This is a genomic window from Myxococcus sp. AM011, from assembly GCF_013372595.1.
Taxonomy (GTDB): Bacteria; Myxococcota; Myxococcia; order Myxococcales; family Myxococcaceae; genus Myxococcus; species Myxococcus eversor.
In genome coordinates this window covers 1-16,581 of the sequence record NZ_JABXEM010000017.1, presented here as the reverse complement: position 1 = coordinate 16,581, position 16,581 = coordinate 1, and the positions used below count along the sequence as shown (strand labels likewise).

General features: G+C 69.7%; 15 protein-coding genes. 3 read left to right on the top strand and 12 right to left on the bottom strand.

Going from position 1 to position 16,581, the window contains the following annotated elements; genetic code table 11:
• Positions 1 to 3: 3 nt before the first annotated feature.
• From HUW62_RS05680 to HUW62_RS05665, 4 genes are read right to left on the bottom strand one after another with little or no spacing between them, the layout of a single operon-like run.
• The gene (locus HUW62_RS05680; RefSeq protein WP_176433811.1) at positions 4 to 729 is read right to left on the bottom strand and encodes a hypothetical protein; all 726 of its coding nucleotides are present in this window, start codon (positions 727 to 729) and stop codon (positions 4 to 6) included.
• Complete coding sequence (locus tag HUW62_RS05675) at positions 726 to 1,145, bottom strand: hypothetical protein (protein ID WP_176433810.1); 420 nt, start codon at positions 1,143 to 1,145, stop codon at positions 726 to 728. Before HUW62_RS05675 ends, HUW62_RS05680 begins: the two co-directional genes overlap by 4 nt.
• A 57-nt stretch (positions 1,146 to 1,202) precedes the next feature.
• Positions 1,203 to 2,372 (bottom strand): VCBS repeat-containing protein, encoded by a 1,170-nt coding sequence (locus HUW62_RS05670; protein WP_176433809.1) that lies wholly within the window; start codon positions 2,370 to 2,372, stop codon positions 1,203 to 1,205.
• A complete protein-coding gene (locus HUW62_RS05665) occupies positions 2,369 to 2,764 on the bottom strand; it encodes a hypothetical protein (protein ID WP_176433808.1) in 396 nt (131 codons plus the stop codon). The genes HUW62_RS05670 and HUW62_RS05665 overlap by 4 nt, the downstream gene beginning before the upstream one ends.
• Positions 2,765 to 3,162: 398 nt before the next feature.
• Between HUW62_RS05665 and HUW62_RS05660 the strand changes: the two genes are divergently transcribed.
• A complete protein-coding gene (locus HUW62_RS05660) occupies positions 3,163 to 4,950 on the top strand; it encodes a HEAT repeat domain-containing protein (RefSeq protein WP_368670346.1) in 1,788 nt (595 codons plus the stop codon).
• A gap of 132 nt (positions 4,951 to 5,082) precedes the next feature.
• Positions 5,083 to 6,237, top strand: a complete 1,155-nt coding sequence (locus tag HUW62_RS05655; protein WP_163863491.1) for a hypothetical protein — start codon at positions 5,083 to 5,085, stop codon at positions 6,235 to 6,237.
• 69 nt (positions 6,238 to 6,306) lie between these two features.
• Here HUW62_RS05655 and HUW62_RS05650 read toward each other — a convergent pair whose 3' ends face one another.
• The 5 genes from HUW62_RS05650 to HUW62_RS05630 all read right to left on the bottom strand — a co-directional run bounded on the left by HUW62_RS05650 (position 6,307) and on the right by HUW62_RS05630 (position 12,677).
• Entirely contained in the window at positions 6,307 to 8,343 is a 2,037-nt protein-coding gene (locus HUW62_RS05650; protein WP_255203257.1) for an ATP-binding protein, read from the bottom strand.
• Positions 8,344 to 8,614: 271 nt separating this feature from the next.
• A complete protein-coding gene (locus tag HUW62_RS05645; RefSeq protein ID WP_163863496.1) occupies positions 8,615 to 9,274 on the bottom strand; it encodes an acyltransferase in 660 nt (219 codons plus the stop codon).
• A gap of 130 nt (positions 9,275 to 9,404) precedes the next feature.
• The gene (locus tag HUW62_RS05640; protein ID WP_163863499.1) at positions 9,405 to 11,150 is read right to left on the bottom strand and encodes a histone deacetylase; all 1,746 of its coding nucleotides are present in this window, start codon (positions 11,148 to 11,150) and stop codon (positions 9,405 to 9,407) included.
• A gap of 243 nt (positions 11,151 to 11,393) precedes the next feature.
• On the bottom strand, positions 11,394 to 12,098 hold the full coding sequence (locus tag HUW62_RS05635; RefSeq protein ID WP_255203256.1) for a phosphatase PAP2 family protein: 705 nt from the start codon (positions 12,096 to 12,098) through the stop codon (positions 11,394 to 11,396).
• Positions 12,099 to 12,224: 126 nt separating this feature from the next.
• Positions 12,225 to 12,677, bottom strand: coding sequence for a biopolymer transporter ExbD (locus tag HUW62_RS05630; protein WP_163863503.1), 453 nt, complete (start codon positions 12,675 to 12,677; stop codon positions 12,225 to 12,227).
• Positions 12,678 to 12,855: 178 nt separating this feature from the next.
• Here HUW62_RS05630 and HUW62_RS05625 point away from each other — a divergent pair, with 178 nt between their 5' ends.
• Positions 12,856 to 13,422: a DUF1629 domain-containing protein gene (locus HUW62_RS05625; protein WP_163863506.1), complete on the top strand. Its 567-nt coding sequence runs from the start codon at positions 12,856 to 12,858 to the stop codon at positions 13,420 to 13,422.
• Between the two features lie 14 nt (positions 13,423 to 13,436).
• Here HUW62_RS05625 and HUW62_RS05620 read toward each other — a convergent pair whose 3' ends face one another.
• The 3 genes from HUW62_RS05620 to HUW62_RS05610 form a co-directional block, all read right to left on the bottom strand.
• Complete coding sequence (locus tag HUW62_RS05620; protein ID WP_163863508.1) at positions 13,437 to 13,679, bottom strand: hypothetical protein; 243 nt, start codon at positions 13,677 to 13,679, stop codon at positions 13,437 to 13,439.
• A gap of 62 nt (positions 13,680 to 13,741) precedes the next feature.
• Complete coding sequence (locus tag HUW62_RS05615) at positions 13,742 to 14,467, bottom strand: hypothetical protein (protein WP_217911142.1); 726 nt, start codon at positions 14,465 to 14,467, stop codon at positions 13,742 to 13,744.
• On the bottom strand, positions 14,467 to 16,581 hold a 2,115-nt coding region (locus tag HUW62_RS05610; RefSeq protein WP_255203255.1), incomplete at its 5' end, for a serine/threonine-protein kinase. The genes HUW62_RS05610 and HUW62_RS05615, both read right to left, overlap by 1 nt.

Sequence of the window (16,581 nt, the reverse complement as noted above, 5' to 3'; positions counted from 1 at the left end):
CCCTCAGGGAGTGAGCTGTGGAATGGGGCACTCGGCGGGGCTCAGGCACGGGGCCGCGAAGCCGCAGTCCTGGCTGCAGAGGAAGCGGTTCTCGATGCCGGTGCAGAGGCCGTCCCCACAGAAACCGCAGTCATGCAGACAGCTGCTCCACGTCTCCGAGCCCGTGCAGAAGTTGTCCCCGCAGTAGCCGCAGTCCGTGGCGCAGGAGAACACGTCCTCTCCACCCGTGCAGGCACCGTCTCCACACGCGGAGCCACAGTCACCGGGACACGTGGCGGTGGACTCGCCCGGCCCACACGTCCCGTCGCCGCAGGGGTTGGGACAGCCACAGTCCACGGAGCAGGTATACGCCGTCTCGCCATTGCACCAGCCGTCCCCGCAGTAGCAGTCGGACGGACAGCTCCCCTCGCTCTCGCCGAAATCACAGGAGCCGTTTCCGCACCAGGTGGGTGAGCCGCAGTCCCACGAGCAGCTCCACGAGTCCTCACCCGCGGCGCAGTAGCCATCACCGCAGTAGCTCTCACACTCGTAATAGGGACACTGGGGCCGCAGCGGGTCCACCACCTCGCCCGCCCGGAGATACTGCAGCGGGCACTGGCAGGCGGGGAGCGGCTGGGAGGACTCGCCGAGCGCTTCACTCGAGCCCTCTGGAGCCACGACTCCGCAAGCCATCCAGGTCACGCAGGCCCACAGGACCACGGTGAGGCGGCCGGTCTCCGCCGCGCTCACGTGGGGCCCGCCGCGTCACGCGGGAGCCAGGCGGGCCACGCGGGCACGGAGTCCTCCAGGTATGCCAGCAGGGAGCCGCGCGGCGGAGCCACGGTGCTCGCCATACACGTTCCGAGGTTGACGAGCCCCGTCACACAGGGCGCGCTGGGCGAGACGGGCACGAAGTACAGACAGTTGTTCGTGGAGCACGGGTACCGGAAACAGCCGTTGGCGAAGACCTGGTACTCGCTGTCCGCGTTGAGGATGGCCTCCTTCGCGGCGGAGATGTAGCCACACTTGCGCGCCCACGCGTTGCGTCCCTGGACCTGTTGCGGCGTGAGGTTGTCGTCACCGCCGCACCGGCCGCTGAGCTGCGCCTGGGAGGGGCTCGCGAAGCCCACGATGACCAGACCGACGATGAGCCAGAGCTGCTTCATGCCAACCTCCACGATGGATGCGGACTGAGAAGGACCACGTTGCTCCCGGGTACGCACCTAGGGCTCACGGCGAACCGTGGAGCCCAGGAGGACCTCCACGGTGTCCGGCGTCGTCCACGCCAGGTCGGGGAAGCCATCCGCGTCCAGGTCCTCGGCGACCAGGGACGTGGGCGCCACGCTGGACGCCACTCGCACCGGCGCGCCGAGCTGTCCGTCCGCCGTGCCGAGCAGCAGGTAGACACCGCCGGACATCCCCGCGTGGGCGATGTCGCTGCGCCCGTCCTGGTTGAAGTCGGCCACCACCACCTCTCCCGGCTCGTTGGCGAGGATGGGCGCGATGGAGGTGAAGCCGCCCCGGCCGTCACCGAGGTGCACGGAGAGGTAGCCGCTGTCCGACAGGCCATGGGTGATGACGAGGTCCAGCTTGCCGTCGCCATTCACGTCCACGGGGGCGAGGCGGAAGGGCTCGTCGTCCGCGGACCCGCTGAGCTTCAGCGGAGGAGCGGCGGTGAGCTTCTCGTCCTTGCGCGCGAGCAGGATGTCCACGGTGAAGCTGTTGGTGTTGAGGACGAGGACATCCGGCAGCGCGTCGTCGTTCACGTCGGCGACCGTCAAATCCCGAGGCAGTCCGGTGACGGAGTGAGGCACCGCCTCGCCGAACGAGCCATCGCCCCGGCCCTTGAGCGAGGTGATGTTCCAGAAGCCCGCCGAGCCCGCGTTCTTCGTTATCGCGTCGAGGTGTCCGTCTCCGTCGAGGTCCGCCACCCGCACCTGCTGCGAGTGATTGCCCAGCGAGTAGGGGATGCCCTCCTGGAACGTGCCACCCGCTCCGCCCAGGCGCACCGTGAGGGCGTTGGAGAAGTGGCCGACGATGAGCAGGTCCTGGCGTCCGTCGCCATTCACGTCGCTGACGGCCACGTCCATGGGCGTGGTCCCCGCGGCCAGGCACCGGGCCGCCGCGAAGCGCCCTCCTCCTTCGCCCTGGAGGATGCAGACCTGCTCCTCCTGCGAGGCGACGAGGACCAGGTCCTTCCTCCCATCATCGTCCACGTCGGCGATGTGCAGCCCTCGCGCCTTGGACCCCCCCGCCTGGAGCGTCGCCCGCGTCTCGGAGAAGCCGAGCCACTCGACCTCCACGTCCGAGAAGGCCCGAGGGGAGATGGAGGAAGACGTGCATGCCAGCCCGGCGCAGCAGCCCAGCACGAGGGGGTGGAGACGGCGGCTCATGGTGCTTCCTGTCGCTGGAGGGTAGGAACCGCGAACGGGTCCCCCAGCAGGGATGCGGAGCAGGAGGAGTCTCCGGGTTGGCAGTCCACGGTGAGCCCACCGGGACACCCACAGTCCACGGGGCAGGTGTTCACCGTCTCCGCGGTGCAGACGCCATCACCACACCAGCAGTCGCTCGGACACGTCGCCTCGTTCTCCGCGCCCACCTGACAGAAGCCGTCCCCGCACCCCAGATGGCATGAGCCCATGCAGGAGTCGGCCAGCGAGGAGACCCGGGCGACGGGACACGTGCGGACCGCCTGGACTGCCTGGGCCTGGGTATCGAGCCCCGTGGACGGTGGCGCTTCTTCCCGGGCGCCACAGGCCGCCAGCAACGTCAGCGCGAACCCCACCAGCCACCGCCAGGACTCCGGACGCGAGGCCGTTCGAGACTCGCACACTCCGGGTATGAGATGACGAAAGCGGCGTCGACTCAGCATGTCAGCCCCACGATAAGGGATTTCGCTATATTCTCGGAGCCCTGGCGTTCCCAGTCATTCAATGACAAGCGTGGGTTGGGACACATCCCCCTGTCAAGGAAGCGTCCCCGGGAGACACGATGCGCCGCAAGCGACTTCACGTCGTCGGGTTGGCAGCGTTCCTCCTCCTCCTGGGGCTGGGCGCGGTGTGGTGGAGGCAAGCGGGGGAAGCATCTTCCGCCCCGGTGGGAAACGCGGCGTCATCCGTGCGGGCAACGGAGCCTCCACCGCCCTCCGAGGCCCCGCGTGACGCGGTCGGAGGACGGGCGTGGGTGCCGGGCTCGCTCCACCGTCACGCGTTGAGCCTGGGGCTGACAGTGTCCTTTGGCCAACAGAACGCGCCCGCCGCGTCCACCGGCTCCGGCATGCGCTTCGCCGTCCAGGGTGAGTGGGACGTCGGCATCGTCTCCGTCGAGGGCGACACGGTGCTCGTCCGCTTCCATCTGCGGCCCACGAGCTTCGAGCTGCAGGTGGAGGGACAAGGGGCGCTCGCGCCCGAGCAGCGCCAGGCGATGGTGGCGGCGTTGTCGCTGCCCTTCTTCGCGACGTGGGACAGGACGGGCGCGGTGTCGCTGACGCACTTCGAGCAGGGCGTGGACGAGCTGGCGCGAGGGCTGCTGCGCTCCGTCGTGGCGTCGTCCCAGTTCGTGGTGAACGGCATGCCCGGGACGTCGTGGAGCACCGAGGAGCAGGACACCTCCGGCCAGTACCTCGCGGCGTACCAGCGCCAGGGCTCCAGCCGCTTCGAGAAGCGCAAGCGCGCCTATACCGCCGTGGCGACGCCTCAAGGGCTCCAGCCGTTGGGCACATCCCCGCGCATGAGCGTCAGCGGCGGCTCCACCTTCGAGCTGGGCGAGGGCGCGTGGCTGCAAACGCTCCAGACGCGTGAGCAGCTCACGGTGGACTCGGGCGAGGGCCTGCCCACGGTGACGAACACGACGGAGCTGACGTTGCGGCTGCTGGAGCGTCGACAAGACGCCTCGCTGCGGAGCGCCTTCGCCGCGCGCTCGGGACTGCTGACCACCGCGGCGCTGGCCTCGTTCCAGGGACAGGCGACGGACCCGCTCGCGCACCATCGCCAGGTGCTTGGCTCGCGGACGTTCGAGGACATCCTCGCGGACCTGCGCGCACTGCCCACGGATGAGAAGGCCCGGGACGACGCGAGGACGCGGGCCCTGGAGCAGCTGCGCGCCCTGTTCCTGCTCCGCCCCGAGGAGGCCGCGCGCATCCCCGCGCTGCTGCGCGAGAAGGGCCTGTCCCCGCTCGCCGCCAGCGCGATGCTGGGCGCGCTCTCCGCGGCCAGTACGCCGGAGTCCTTGCGCGCGCTGGCGTCGGCCACCGTCGACACCGCGCTGACGACGGACGTGCGCATGGACGCGGTCTCCGCGCTGGGCATGGCGGACAACCCCCTTCGCGAGGGCGTGGACACGCTGCGACAACTGTCCCGAAGCGAGGACCCACGCCTGCGAGGCACCGCGACGCTGGCGATGGGCAACGCGGCCATGCAGTTGAACGACACCGACGGGCGCGGCTCCGAGGCGCTGGTGCAGGAGCTGAAGAACGACTACCGCGCCGCGCGAGACGCGGACCAGCGAGCCCTGCTCCTGCGCTCGCTGGGCAACACCCGTGCGCCGGGCGCGCTCGAGTCCATCATGGACGCGCTGCGCTCCGACTCCGTGAAGGTGCGCGAGGCGGCCATGGTGGCGCTGCGCGGGATTCCCGGCCCGGAGGCGGACCGCCTGCTGGTGGAGCGACTGGCGAACGATTCCGCCTCCGAGGTGCGCCGGGCCGTCGTCTTCGCCTGCGGCTTCCGTCCCCTGGAGCCGCTGCTCCTGCCCATGCTCGGACAGGCGCTGCGCGAGGACGTGTCCGACGGCGTGCGCTCCGACATCGTCCAACTGCTCGGCCAGCACCGGGGCAACACGCCCGGCGCCCTGGCCCTGCTGCGCTGGGCAAGCCAGCACGAGCGCCATCCCGACATCCGACGCATGGCCACCACCTACGTGGAAACCCCCACCACGCCTGTCACTTCTCAGTCAGCACCAACGCCCATGCACTGACGTTGACGCGGCGGACCGTGAGAAGTCAGACATACCGACGGCCCCCGTGACGTGTTTTCACGATTCAAACACATCCACGGACTTCACCCGGAGTAAATAGACAGCCTTCCACCTACCCCCCGGGAGGCCCACATGAACAGGGCACTGTCGCGCGTCGTCGCGACGCTGCTGGCCGTGGTTCCAGGACTCGTCGCCGCGCAGAGCTACGTCGACCCGAGTCCCTACGTCGTCCAGCCCTCGAAGTATCCGTTCGCCGTCTACGCCCCGGGCACACCGCTCAACAACACGGTGGCGTGGGAGTCCCAGGTGGCGCCGTTCGTCCCGGGCGCCAGCTACACGACGAACCAGGAGTACTCCATCCTCCAGGACGAGGCGAACCGGACGGGCGGCCAGCTCCAGTTCGACCTGTCCGACTACACCCACAACATCGACATCCAGCAGGCGGTCATCCCGGAGGCGTTCCAGCACCAGGTCCCTCCGGCGACGGAAATCATGCCGTGGACCAACCCGGCGCAGACGTTCAACAAGTCCTACGTGCGCACGGAGAAGTTCGGCAACAGCCTCTTCGGCGCGGGCTACCACCTCAACGCGGTGCTCACGGCCGAGACGGCGACCGTCAACGCGGACAAGAAGGTCGTCGCGGTGGCGGAGGGCAAGCTGTTCGCCGCCGTGTTCTCCTCGGAGCATGACCTGGTGCGCGGGCGCGCGCAGGTGGTGGGGCAGAACGGCGGCGACAACAGCGGCACGGCGGCGCTCTACGTGCTGGGCCAGGAGGTCTGGTCCACCAGCCTCTACGCCACGTACTCACCGCCTCCCATCAACTGGAGCCGGACGTTCTTCAACGCCTCCAAGACGTTCATGGTGGGCCCGGTGCCCATCACCGTGAAGGCGTCGCTCTCCGGCGGCGTGAAACTGGCGGTGCAGGGACTCGTCGGCCCCACGGTGGCGCGGCTGTCGGCGATTCCGGGCGGCTGGTCCAACGTCGCCGCGTCCGCGTCCGTGGACGTCATCATCGTCGCCTTCGGCGTGGAGGGCAGTCTGGCCCTCATCAACGCCACCCTGCCCGCCTCGGGCGAGGTCTTCTGGCCCGTCTGCTCGCTCGACTGGAAGCTGAAGACGGACCTGGACCTGAACACGCTCTCCGGAACCCTGAAGGCCTTTGCTCGCGTCCGCCTCCTCTTCTTCAAGAAGACCTGGTGGGTGACCATCGCCCAGTGGGGTGGAATCACGCACCAACGGACCCTGCTGGGAATCGAGGGCTCACAGCCGCTGGGCATCTGTAGCTGACGCGCCTCTTCGAGCCACACCCCTCGCGGGCGATACGCGCGCGCGAGGGGACTCCCTCACCGTCAGGGCTCAGAGGCCGTGACGGGCGACGGAGTCCAGCGGAGACGCGGCGTGCAGGGCCACGCGGAAGGTGGTGCCCACGCCCACGGCCGACTCCACGGAGATGTGGCCACCCAGCGCGGAGACGATGGTGTCGCAGATGGACAGCCCCAGGCCCGTGCCCAGGCCCGCGGACTTGGTGGTGAAGAACGGGTCGAAGATGCGACGCAGGTGCTCCGGGGGGATGCCGCCGCCCGTGTCTCGCACCTCCACCAGGACGCGCTCGCCGTCGTCCGGCCGCGTGGTGATGCGAATCTCGTTCGTCTCCGACTGGCCTTCCTCAATCGCGTGCGCGGCGTTGATGACCAGGTTGAGGAACACCTGGAACAGCTTGCCCTCGTTGCCGCGCACCAGCGGCACCACGCCGTAGGTCTTTATCAGCCGCGCGCGGGGACGCACCTCGCTGGCCGCCATCTGCGCCACCGAGTCCAGCACCCGGTGCACGTCCACCGGCTCCTCGCGGTTGTCCTCCACGCGGGAGAAGACGCGGAGCTGGCGGACAATCTGCCGCATCCGCTCGGCGCCCTCGCGCGCGTCGTCCAGCACCTGGCGGCACTCCACCAGGTCATCGGGAGTCAGCGGACGCGCGCGCGGGCCCACCGTGGCGTGCAGGAAGTCCAGGTTGGAGAGCACGTAGGCCAGCGGGTTGTTCAGCTCGTGCGCGATTCCGGCGGCGAGCAGGCCCATGGAGGCCATGCGGTCGGCGAGGATGAGCTGCGCCTGGGAGCGCTTCCGCTCGGTGAAGTCGCGCGCCATCGTCACCCACGCGGGCGTTCCATCGAAGACGACCGCGAGCGTCACCAGGTCCGCCACCACCGTCTCGCCATCGCGGCGCACCAGCGGCACCTCCACCGCGCGCGACGACCGCTTCCCCTCCAGCGCCTGGCCTAGATAGAGCTGGGCCGCGCCGCGGTCCTCCTCGCGCACCAGCTCCAGCACGTGCGTGCCCACCAGCTCCGCCGCGTCCCGGTAGCCCAGGTACTGCACCAGCGCCGGGTTCACCGACAGCAGCACGCCGTCCCCCACGTGCACCATGACGGGGTCCGGGAAGGCCTCAATCAGGAGGTGGACGCCGGCCTCGGTGCGCCGCAGCGTCGTCTCCGTGCGCACGCGCAGCGCCTTGTCCGTGCGCTGCTCCAGCGCGAGCGACAGCGTGCCCGCGGCGCCCGACAGGAGGTTGACCTCGATGGGCCCCCAGGGCCGCGCCTCGCGACAGTTGTCGAAGCCGATGACGCCGAAGAGCTGCCCGTGCACATGCAGCGGCAGGAGCAGCACCGAGCGCACGCCCTGCGCTTCCAGCATCGGCGCCAGCACGGGCGTGAAGCTCGTGGGAAAGCCCTGCACCGGCTCGCCGTGCATCAGCGCGGAGGCCTGCTCGGGGAGGAGCGCCTCCAGCAGCGGCAGGCCGTGCATGTTCGGGTCCTCCAGGTTGGGAGGAATCCCCGGCATGCACCACTCCGCGCGCTGCGAGGCGAGCGGCTCGCCTTGCGGACCGCGGTGCATCTCGAAGACGTAGACGCGGCTGGCATTGGACACGCGGCCCAGCGGCTCCACCACGGAGGCATACAGGTCCACGGGGAGCTGGTGCGGCATCATCCGCCGCTGCACCTCCACCATCGTCTCCAGGTAGCGCTCGCGCGTGGCGACGGCCTCCTCGGCCCGACGGCGCGAGTCGATATCCAGCAGCGTGCCCACGACTTCACCGGGCTGACCGGGCACGCCTCGCGCGGCAAGCACCACCCAGCGCGCGTCGTCGCCCACGGACAGGCGCAGCTCCTGGCGCGCGTCGGGCAGGCGTTGCGCGGACACCGACTCCAGCAGCGCCCGCGCGGCATCGCGGTCCGGCGGGTGCACGGCCTCCACCAGCGGGTGGCCCTGCGACACCGCCCTGAGCGTCCCCGTCAGCTTCTCCCAGCCGGGGCCCAGGTAGGTGACGCGGCCTTCGGCGTCGAGCTGGAAGACGACTTCACTGAGCAGTCCCTCCAGCACCTGGAGACGCCGCGCCATCGCGGCTCCGCTGTCCGCGGAGGACGAGGATGCGCGGGGGGAATGGCCACCCTCGGTCGCCTCGGGAACCGGTCCTGGAGCCTCGACACGCCCCACGTCCCGCCGCTCGTCTGCCACTTCGGCCTCCTGCGCCCTCGGCGGGGGTCCAGCGCCCAGGCAGCGCACATGGCTGCCAGAAGCCTGACCAACACCCTGTGCCCCTCCCGGTGGCGACGTCTGCTCCCAGCATAGAGCCGGCGAATGTCGGGAAGTCAATGAAGCCGGAGAAGGTTCACTCCTGGTCGCCCGGTTCCCACCCGCCCGGGGCCCCCGAGCGGTGGCGCTCCCGGCGGTCGCCGAGCACACGGGCGGGCACCCCTCCGACGACGGCCCAGGCAGGCACGTCGCGGGTGACGACGGCGCCCATGCCCACCACGGCGTGGTCCCCCACGGTGACGCCATCCGTCACGCCCGCGTTGGCACCTATCCACACATCCGCGCCCAGGGTGATGCCCTGGGAAGTCACGGGCTGCTCTCTCACGGGGCGGTCCGGGGCGAGGCCATGGTCGAAGGCGTAGAGGGTGGCGCCGGTGGCGATGCGGGTGCCCTCGCCGATGCGGATGCCGCCCGCGCCGCCGTCCAGGCTCACTCGGGCGTTGAGGCTCACGCGAGGCCCGAGGACGACGGGGCCATGGACGAAGGCGTCCGCGGCGATGCTGCACCCGGGGCCGATGACGACGGCGCGGCCGGGCTCGGCGAAGATGCGGGCCTGCGGGGCGATGAAACAGCCCTCGGCGATTTCGACGGTCTCCAGCTCACGCAAGAGGTCCTGCACCTCGCGCTGCCAGGCGTCCGCCCACGCGCGGTGGCGGGGCTTGAGGGAGAAATAGAGCCACGGCATCCACGAGAGCCGGAGCTTGTGCTGCTCACGGCGGAGCGCGTCCAGGTCCACGGCCCCTGCCTACCATGAGCCCTGGGGGTTCGTGGTGGGTGCCGGGAGGGCGAGCGCCTGCCCGAGGCGCGGTGACGGACTGCCTCCCGCGAAGCGCGCCTCGAGCGGACGGACGCGCCTGGCGCCCCACTCAGTGCCGGGGCTCCACGGTGAAGTGGCAGCGCTCGCGCTCGGCGGCGATGACGTCGGTGTCGACGGGGACGGGCTCCAGGCGCAGGACGAGGTCATCCGGCTCCCAGCGGTAGGGCTCGCCGTTGAGCGACACGCGGCCCTCGGCCACGGCGCGCGTGGCTTCGAGCAGGGGCAGGTGGGCCAGGTCTCTCATCATCGCCTCGAAGCGGCCCTGACGCGCGGGGTCGACGAAGCGGAAGCGGGCCCGGGCGACCACGGCGAGGTGGTACCACATGGGGCGTGAGGCGACGCCCGCGAGGCCGAGGCGTCTGGCCATCAGGACGAACATCTCCGTGGCCTCGCGCGCGAGGCCGAGGCCGGGGACGTCCTGGCCCGGGAGCTGGGGGCGGCGCTCGCTGAAGCGTGCTCGGGGGTGACGCAGGCTGAGCCAGTTGACGAAGAAGAAGGGTTCGCCCGCGATGGTGCGTCGCTCCACCACGGCGTCGACGAGCAGGTGTTCTTGTCCGCCCGCGCGGCCCAGCACCTTGATGCGGTCTCCGACGCCGGTGGAGCCCACCTCCACGCGAGGTCGGCTGTAGCCCAGTCGCTCCACCTGCCAGAGGAGGCCGTAGCGGAAGAGGGCGTACTCCAGGGACTGCGCCGTGTAGAAGCCGAGCACGCGGGGCTGCACCGCGCCGCCCAGGCCGAGCGAGCCCTCCAGGTCCTCCAGCGTCAGCGGCTCATCGAGCGGCTCACCTTCCTGCGAGAGGAGGCGGGAGATGCGCTGATAGCGGGCGCTGAGCGGGTCATAGCGGTCCTTGATGCGGCGCCCACCCATGTCGGACAGCACGAGCACGGTGCCGGCGAAGACCTTCCACGACTCGGCGTGGTAGCCGCCGCCGGGGAGCCAGACGCTCGGCACGCCGCGCAGGGCGCGCGCCAGGAGCTGGTCCCTGCGCCGCGCGCCTTGCACGGTGAGGCCCACGCGTCCGAAGCGGTCACCCGCGAGCACGTCACAGCCGGCGATGACGAAGGCGAGGTCGGGCTTGGGCATGCGCGACAGCGTGGCCTCGAGCAACGCGAGGTAGCCGTCGTCGGTGACGCCCTCGGGCACGCGGGTCTCGTCGACGCCTTCGGGCAGTGCGCCCCAGTCGCTGCCGGAGAGTGAGCCAATCCAGACCTTGGGATGTCCGGCGAGACATTCGGCGGTGCCATCGGGAGGATGGGCGTCGAGGTCGAGGACGACAGTCTGTCCTTCGTAGCCATCGGCGTTGAGTGAAGCGAGCGCGACGGCGATGTCATTGACGGCGCAGAAGCCACCGCCGCGGCCGGGGGCGGCATGGTGGAAGCCGCCGGACATGTTGACGACGGGGCCTCTGCGGCCGAAAGCGAGGCGCGCGGCGCCGAGGGTGCCTCCGCAGACGAGGCGCACGTTGGACAGGAGGGTGTCCACGGGCACTTCGGACGGGTCGACGGCGTAGATGCGCGCGAGGGTCTCCGGAAGGCTGAGTGACTCCAGATAGGAGGCGTCGTGGATGCGGGACATCTCCGCGTAGCTCACGGGCCTGGGTCGGTGCACGTCCGAGGGACGGACGACGTGTTTCTCCAGCAGGTACCAGGTGGTGAAGTCGACGCCGCGCGGTTCGACGCCGACGGTGGACTCGATGCCGGTGAGGGGGAGTCGGTAGTCCTCGTCGTAGAAGATGGGGACGTGCTCGCTGCGCAGCGAAGGGAACCACCGACCCAGCCAGCTCCACACGCTCATTCCGCGAACCTCACGGGAGAGGGGAACGGTCGCGGTGGGGAGGGACGGGAGAGACGACGCACGGGGTCACGACTTTCGCCCAGAGGACGCCGCGTGGGGGCTTTTTCGTGAGGCCTGGCGTGGGGATGCGTTCGTGTCCGACGCTGGGAACTGATGCCCTCTCGGTCTCCTAGAGACCGAGCAGCCCTGCTGGACGAGTCGTTGGCCTACTTCTGCACGGAGAGGATGAGCCACCGGGCGATGTCACTCCACCTCGCGGCGCGTCTCTTCACGCAGGGCTGGGCTGCGACGTCGCAGGCCACGCGCGACGAGCGCCGTCAGCAGCGCCCATGCGAGCCCCGCCACCCAGCCGCCCAGCACGTCCGTGGGATAGTGCACCCCCAGGTACACCCGCGTCAGTCCCACCAGTAGCGGGAGCAGCAGCGCCACCGTGAGGATGTATGCCTTCACGCGCCTGCTCTCCGCGAGCTGCGCCAGGAGCGCGCCCAGCGTGAGGTACACGATGGCCGACAACATCGCGTGTCCACTCGGGAAGCTTGTCGTCATCACTTGCTTCAGGTGAGGCACCACCGAGGGCCGAGGCCGGGAGAAGAACTGCTTCAGCGCACCGTTCAGCAGCGTCCCGCCCACCGTCGCCACGAGCAGCAGCAGCAACGTCCGGTAACGTCGCACCAGCAACAGGAAGCCGCTCACCGCCAGCGTCACCAGGATCAACACCGGCGCGCCCCCCAGTGATGTCACGTCCTCTGCGGAGAGCCGCAACCACCACGGCCCCCTCGGCACCAGCGGATCCTCTGGACTTCGCAGCGCTCGCAACACCCGTTCGTCGAAGTCCTGAGTCTCCCCCTCCGACACCTCGTCCGACAACGCGATGAACCCCAGACAGCACACGCCCAGCAACAGCAGCATCCCGAAGAGCCGCGTCACCGCCACATTCTGCTGGGACATCCTCGCCCACAAGCCTCGCCACATATCCCCGACACTATGCCTGGGCCCGCGCATGGAGGCCCGCATGACGTGCGGACTGTCGCCTCGCGGGCTCCGGACTCGGTACCGGAACCCACGGACGTGTCCTCAGGGCGTCAACGGGAACGGCGTGCCCGCGCTCGCCTGACCCTCGGGCTTCACCACCGCGAGCGACACCTTCTCCGCCCCGGAGTCCTTCGCCAGTTGCATCACCTTCATCACGTCCGCGTACGTGAGCGACTGGTCCACCTTGAGCAACAACCGCCGCCGAGGCACTTGCGTCAGCTCGGCCTTGAGCTTCGCCTGAAGGACGCGCTCGTCCGGATAGGCCTCGGATTCCACGAACAGCTTTCGGTCCGGAGTCACCGAGAGGATCAACGGGTCGGGCCCATCCTCCTCCTCGATGTGCTTCGCCTGGGGAAGTTCCACTTCCTTGCCTCGCTTCATCATGGGCGTCACCACCATGAAGATGATGAGGAGGACGAGCACCACGTCGACCAGGGGAGTGACGTTGATGTCACTCTTCATTCCACCCCGGCCACCACCGCTGGACATGCCCATGCGCGACTGCTCCTTGCGTAGAAGGGACAGTCACAGTGGTACACGCGCACGAAGACCCGTTGGCGGGCGGACGTCCCGCGTCGGGTCATCGTTCCGTCACGACGCGGGCGTGGACGCCACGAAGGGGACGGACATCAACAAGCTCCTGACTGAGCGCCAGCAGCGATAGAACCACGCCATGCCCACTCGATTCTTCGACCTTGCCGAGAACGTTCAGGCCGGGAGCTGGTACCTGGGGGACCCCGAAGACGAACGAGGCCAGGAAGTGGAGGACCCATGGAGCTTCAGGGCGGGGCGGCCTGTCCAAATCAAAGGCCCTCTAAAAATACCCATTGATGAGCCAGGCAAGGCACTGGACTTCTCCACGGCGGGCGTGGGCGTGACGCCCGTGGTCCACGTCAGGGTTGCGGAGATCTTCAAGGAACTGGCCCCCGATGACGTGCAGTTCATCCCCGTGTCCATCAAGGGGCACCCGGACCAGTACCTCATCCTCGTGGCCACGAAGCTCATCCGCTGCATCGATGACGCAGCGTCCAGGGTGCAGCGCTGGGAGCCGGAGGATGGACTCCCCGAGAAGGTAGGCCAGTACTACGCCGTCGATGACATGCGCATCGACCTCGGGAAGGTGGGAGATGCCAAGGTCTTCCGCACGGAAGGCTGGGACATCGCGCTCATCGTCTCCGAGGACATCAAGAAGGCTTTGGAGCGCGCGAAGGCTACCGGCGTGAAGTTCTCACCGGTGTAGTTTCTTGGGGTCTTCTACCTGCGAAGCCGGAGCCGGTCCTGTCCCGCGCTGCCCAGGGCCGCGCCGAGCACGCAGAAGAAGTGCAGCACGAGGCCGGGGAAGATGAAGAACCAGTAGCCCGCGCCGACGAAGCAGAACCACAGGATGGCTCGGAACAACTGCCCCTTGTAGAGCTGGCCCAGGCCCGGGAAGAAGAACGACAACACCCCGGCAATCAAGGGGTTGAAACGGCGCTCGCGGATGATGTCGGTGGTCATGTCGGCCTCCAATCCTCCCCTCTTAAAAGCGGGCTCCTCGAAACGAAAATCCCGCCCGTCCCTCAGGGCACCGGCCGAGCAGACGGGGCGGGCGTCAACACCATCCCATCCAGGACACCATACGCATAGGCCGCCGCGAAGGCATAGGCGCCCACCAGGTACGTCACGTTGAGCGTCCGCGCCGTCCCCGCGTCACTCGCGCTGTAGCGGCCGTCCGGCCCTCGCATGGAAAGCGAGGCCCCCAACGAGACTCCCGCCGCCGCGAGCCCCAACCCCTGTGTCACCGCCATCACCGCGCCCATTCCCGAGCGCCCATGCTTGAAGTGCCCCACCCCCAACGGCGCCAGATACCAGGCCCGCGTCGGCATCGGCGAAGCGGGCACCGCGACCTGGCCCACGGGGTCGACGATGGGCGTCGGCGGTGGGAGCAGTCGAGGACGTCGCTCCGCGCTCAGCTCCGCGATGCGCGCCTGGTGCTGCACACGCGCACGCTCCACGAAGGCGAGGAAGTCCGGCGGATACAGCAGCGGGTCCAGCACCGCGTCACCGTGCACGGCCAGCCCTCGCACCACCTCGTCCTCCGCCCGGGCGAGTTCCTCCTGCGCATGGTAGGTGGCCGCGAGCAGCAGGTGCGCGTCCGCCTCCAACGCGTCTCCGTCGAGCCGCAGTGGATAGAGCAGGGACTCCAGCTCCGCGCGAGCCTGGGACAGCTCGCCGGACTGGTAGGCACCGCGCGCGCCGTCGAGCGGGGTGGCCGCGAGCACAGTCATCAACAAGGCCGCGCCCATCACGGCGTCACGTCCAGCGTCACTTCGAGACGACGACCAGCCACCACGTCCACCTCTCGCTGCAAGGGAGGCGCACCCGCCCGGCGCGCCGTCACCGTGTGTCGCCCATGTTCGACGGCCACGGGGCCAGGGAGGGGCGCGACGCCCACCTCCCGGCCATCCAAGAAGAGCCGCGCACCCACGGGCGCCAGGATGAGCACCTCCGCCTTGCGCAACGGCAACACCACGTCACGCACCACCGTCTCTCCGGGTGCGAGCGTCACCACCTGGTCGACCTCGTCACACAGCGGGTTGACGAAGCGCAACTGGTAGGTCCCCGGTGGCAGCGAGAGTTCACGTACGCGCGGCGTGTAGCCCCGACTCTCGCCATTCACGAACACCTCCGCCCACGGACGCGCCGTCACCTTCAGCACGGCGGGACGCGCAGGGACAGTGGTTCCCGCGCTTGGGCTCGTCGTCGGCACCAGGGCATCGGAGACGGTGATTCCCATGTCCGGGCTCTTCATCGGCGCTGGGGACTGGGACGCCTCAACGGGCTCCCCTCTCGTCGAATGTCTCGTCGGCGCTGGGGACCCGCCGGGCTTCGCTGGGGCCACTTCCTCCGAACGTCCCGTCGGCGCAGGTGACTCGCCGGGCTTCGTGGGGCGCTCTGTCCGTGGAGCAGGTGGCTCACTGACACCCGAGGGAGCACGAGACCGCTCGTCGACGGAGGTGGAGGAGGAGCCATCCACGGGCACCGTCTCTGGGGACACCTGCGCTGACGGAGACTCCGCACCACGCGACGGCGTCCCTCGTTCAATTGCCTGAGGCGTCTCCACCGCGGAAGAGCCATCACCCGCCCGCTGTGCGGACTTCGCTCGCTCGGCGGTGATGGCTTCGCTCGAAGGCTCGGTGACGCGCGCCCCTTCCACTCCGGAAGTCCCGCTCCGTCGAACCAGCGTCCATCCACCCCACCCCACCGCCGCGCAGAGCACGAGCCCCGTGCCCACGGCGCCAGCCTGCCACCCGGAGCGCCTCGGCCGCTTGCGCAACAGCGCCACCACTTCGGCGGAGGTCGGCTCCAGCACCAGCGCGGCGTTGAGGACCTTCGCGGCCCGCGCGCCCTCGCCGCGCGCCAGCAAGCCACGCCCCTCCTCCAGCAATCTCTCGAAGCGCTCCCGACGCCATCGGGAAACAACCGCCACCGGGTTTCCCAAGAACTCCCGAGCCACCTCCGCGGGCGGCCCCACCCCGCGCTGAAGCAACTCCTCCAACGCCGCCGCGAGCACGGCCCCGTCACGAGGCCTGTCCCGCGCGTCTTTCTCCAGACACCGCGCCACCAGCGACGCCAGCGGCTCGGGTGTGCCCGGCACCACCTCCGTCAGCGACGGCGCCTCCTTCGTCATCACCGACGCGGCCAGATGCGCCGCGCCCTTGCCCGCGTGCGGCGTCGTCCCCGAGCACAGCTCGAACAGGATGACCCCCACCGCGTACACATCCGAAGCGGGCGAGTACGCGCCCGTGTCGATGCGCTCGGGCGCCATGTACGGCAGCGAGCCCGTCACCGCCCCGGTGCTCGTCAGTCGCTCCTGGTCCTCCAGCGCGGCGAGCCCGAAGTCGGCCAGCTTCAGCGGCCCTCCCTCCGCCACCAGCACGTTGTCGGGCTTAACGTCGCGGTGGACGATGCCGCGCGCATGCGCCGCCGCCAGCGCCCGGGCGAGTTCCCAACCCAGCACCATCACCGCCTCGGGCGGCACCGGCGACAGCCTCCCCGCCAGCGCGCGCAGGTCCTCGCCCCGCACCCACTCACAGACGAGAAACGGGCCATGCGCCCCGTCCTCGCCGTAGTCGTGAACCTCCAGGACGTTGGGATGGTGGAGGGACGCAGCCAGCTCCGCTTCCCTGCGGAAGCGCTCAGCGCGGCCCGTGCCACCTCCCGGGTGCATCCGCTTCAGCGCCACCGGGCGCGACAGCCGCAGGTCCGTGGCCAGGAAGACCGTGGCCATTCCCCCACGCCCCAACTCCCGCTCGAGTCGGTAGCGGCCCGCAAGCACCTCACCCGTCATCACCCGCGCATTCTCCGGGAGCGCGCCCCCGCGAGCAACCCGGCGGATTACAGCGACAGCCGACAGGCC

Coding starts and splice junctions, on each gene's coding strand:
- HUW62_RS05675 (WP_176433810.1), bottom strand. CDS start 1,145: ATGAAGCAGCTCTGGCTCATCGTCGGTCTGGTCATCGTGGGCTTCGCG.
- HUW62_RS05670 (WP_176433809.1), bottom strand. CDS start 2,372: ATGAGCCGCCGTCTCCACCCCCTCGTGCTGGGCTGCTGCGCCGGGCTG.
- HUW62_RS05655 (WP_163863491.1), top strand. CDS start 5,083: ATGAACAGGGCACTGTCGCGCGTCGTCGCGACGCTGCTGGCCGTGGTT.
- HUW62_RS05650 (WP_255203257.1), bottom strand. CDS start 8,343: ATGGCGCGGCGTCTCCAGGTGCTGGAGGGACTGCTCAGTGAAGTCGTC.
- HUW62_RS05640 (WP_163863499.1), bottom strand. CDS start 11,150: ATGAGCGTGTGGAGCTGGCTGGGTCGGTGGTTCCCTTCGCTGCGCAGC.
- HUW62_RS05635 (WP_255203256.1), bottom strand. CDS start 12,098: ATGTCCCAGCAGAATGTGGCGGTGACGCGGCTCTTCGGGATGCTGCTG.
- HUW62_RS05630 (WP_163863503.1), bottom strand. CDS start 12,677: ATGGGCATGTCCAGCGGTGGTGGCCGGGGTGGAATGAAGAGTGACATC.
- HUW62_RS05625 (WP_163863506.1), top strand. CDS start 12,856: ATGCCCACTCGATTCTTCGACCTTGCCGAGAACGTTCAGGCCGGGAGC.
- HUW62_RS05620 (WP_163863508.1), bottom strand. CDS start 13,679: ATGACCACCGACATCATCCGCGAGCGCCGTTTCAACCCCTTGATTGCC.
- HUW62_RS05615 (WP_217911142.1), bottom strand. CDS start 14,467: ATGGGCGCGGCCTTGTTGATGACTGTGCTCGCGGCCACCCCGCTCGAC.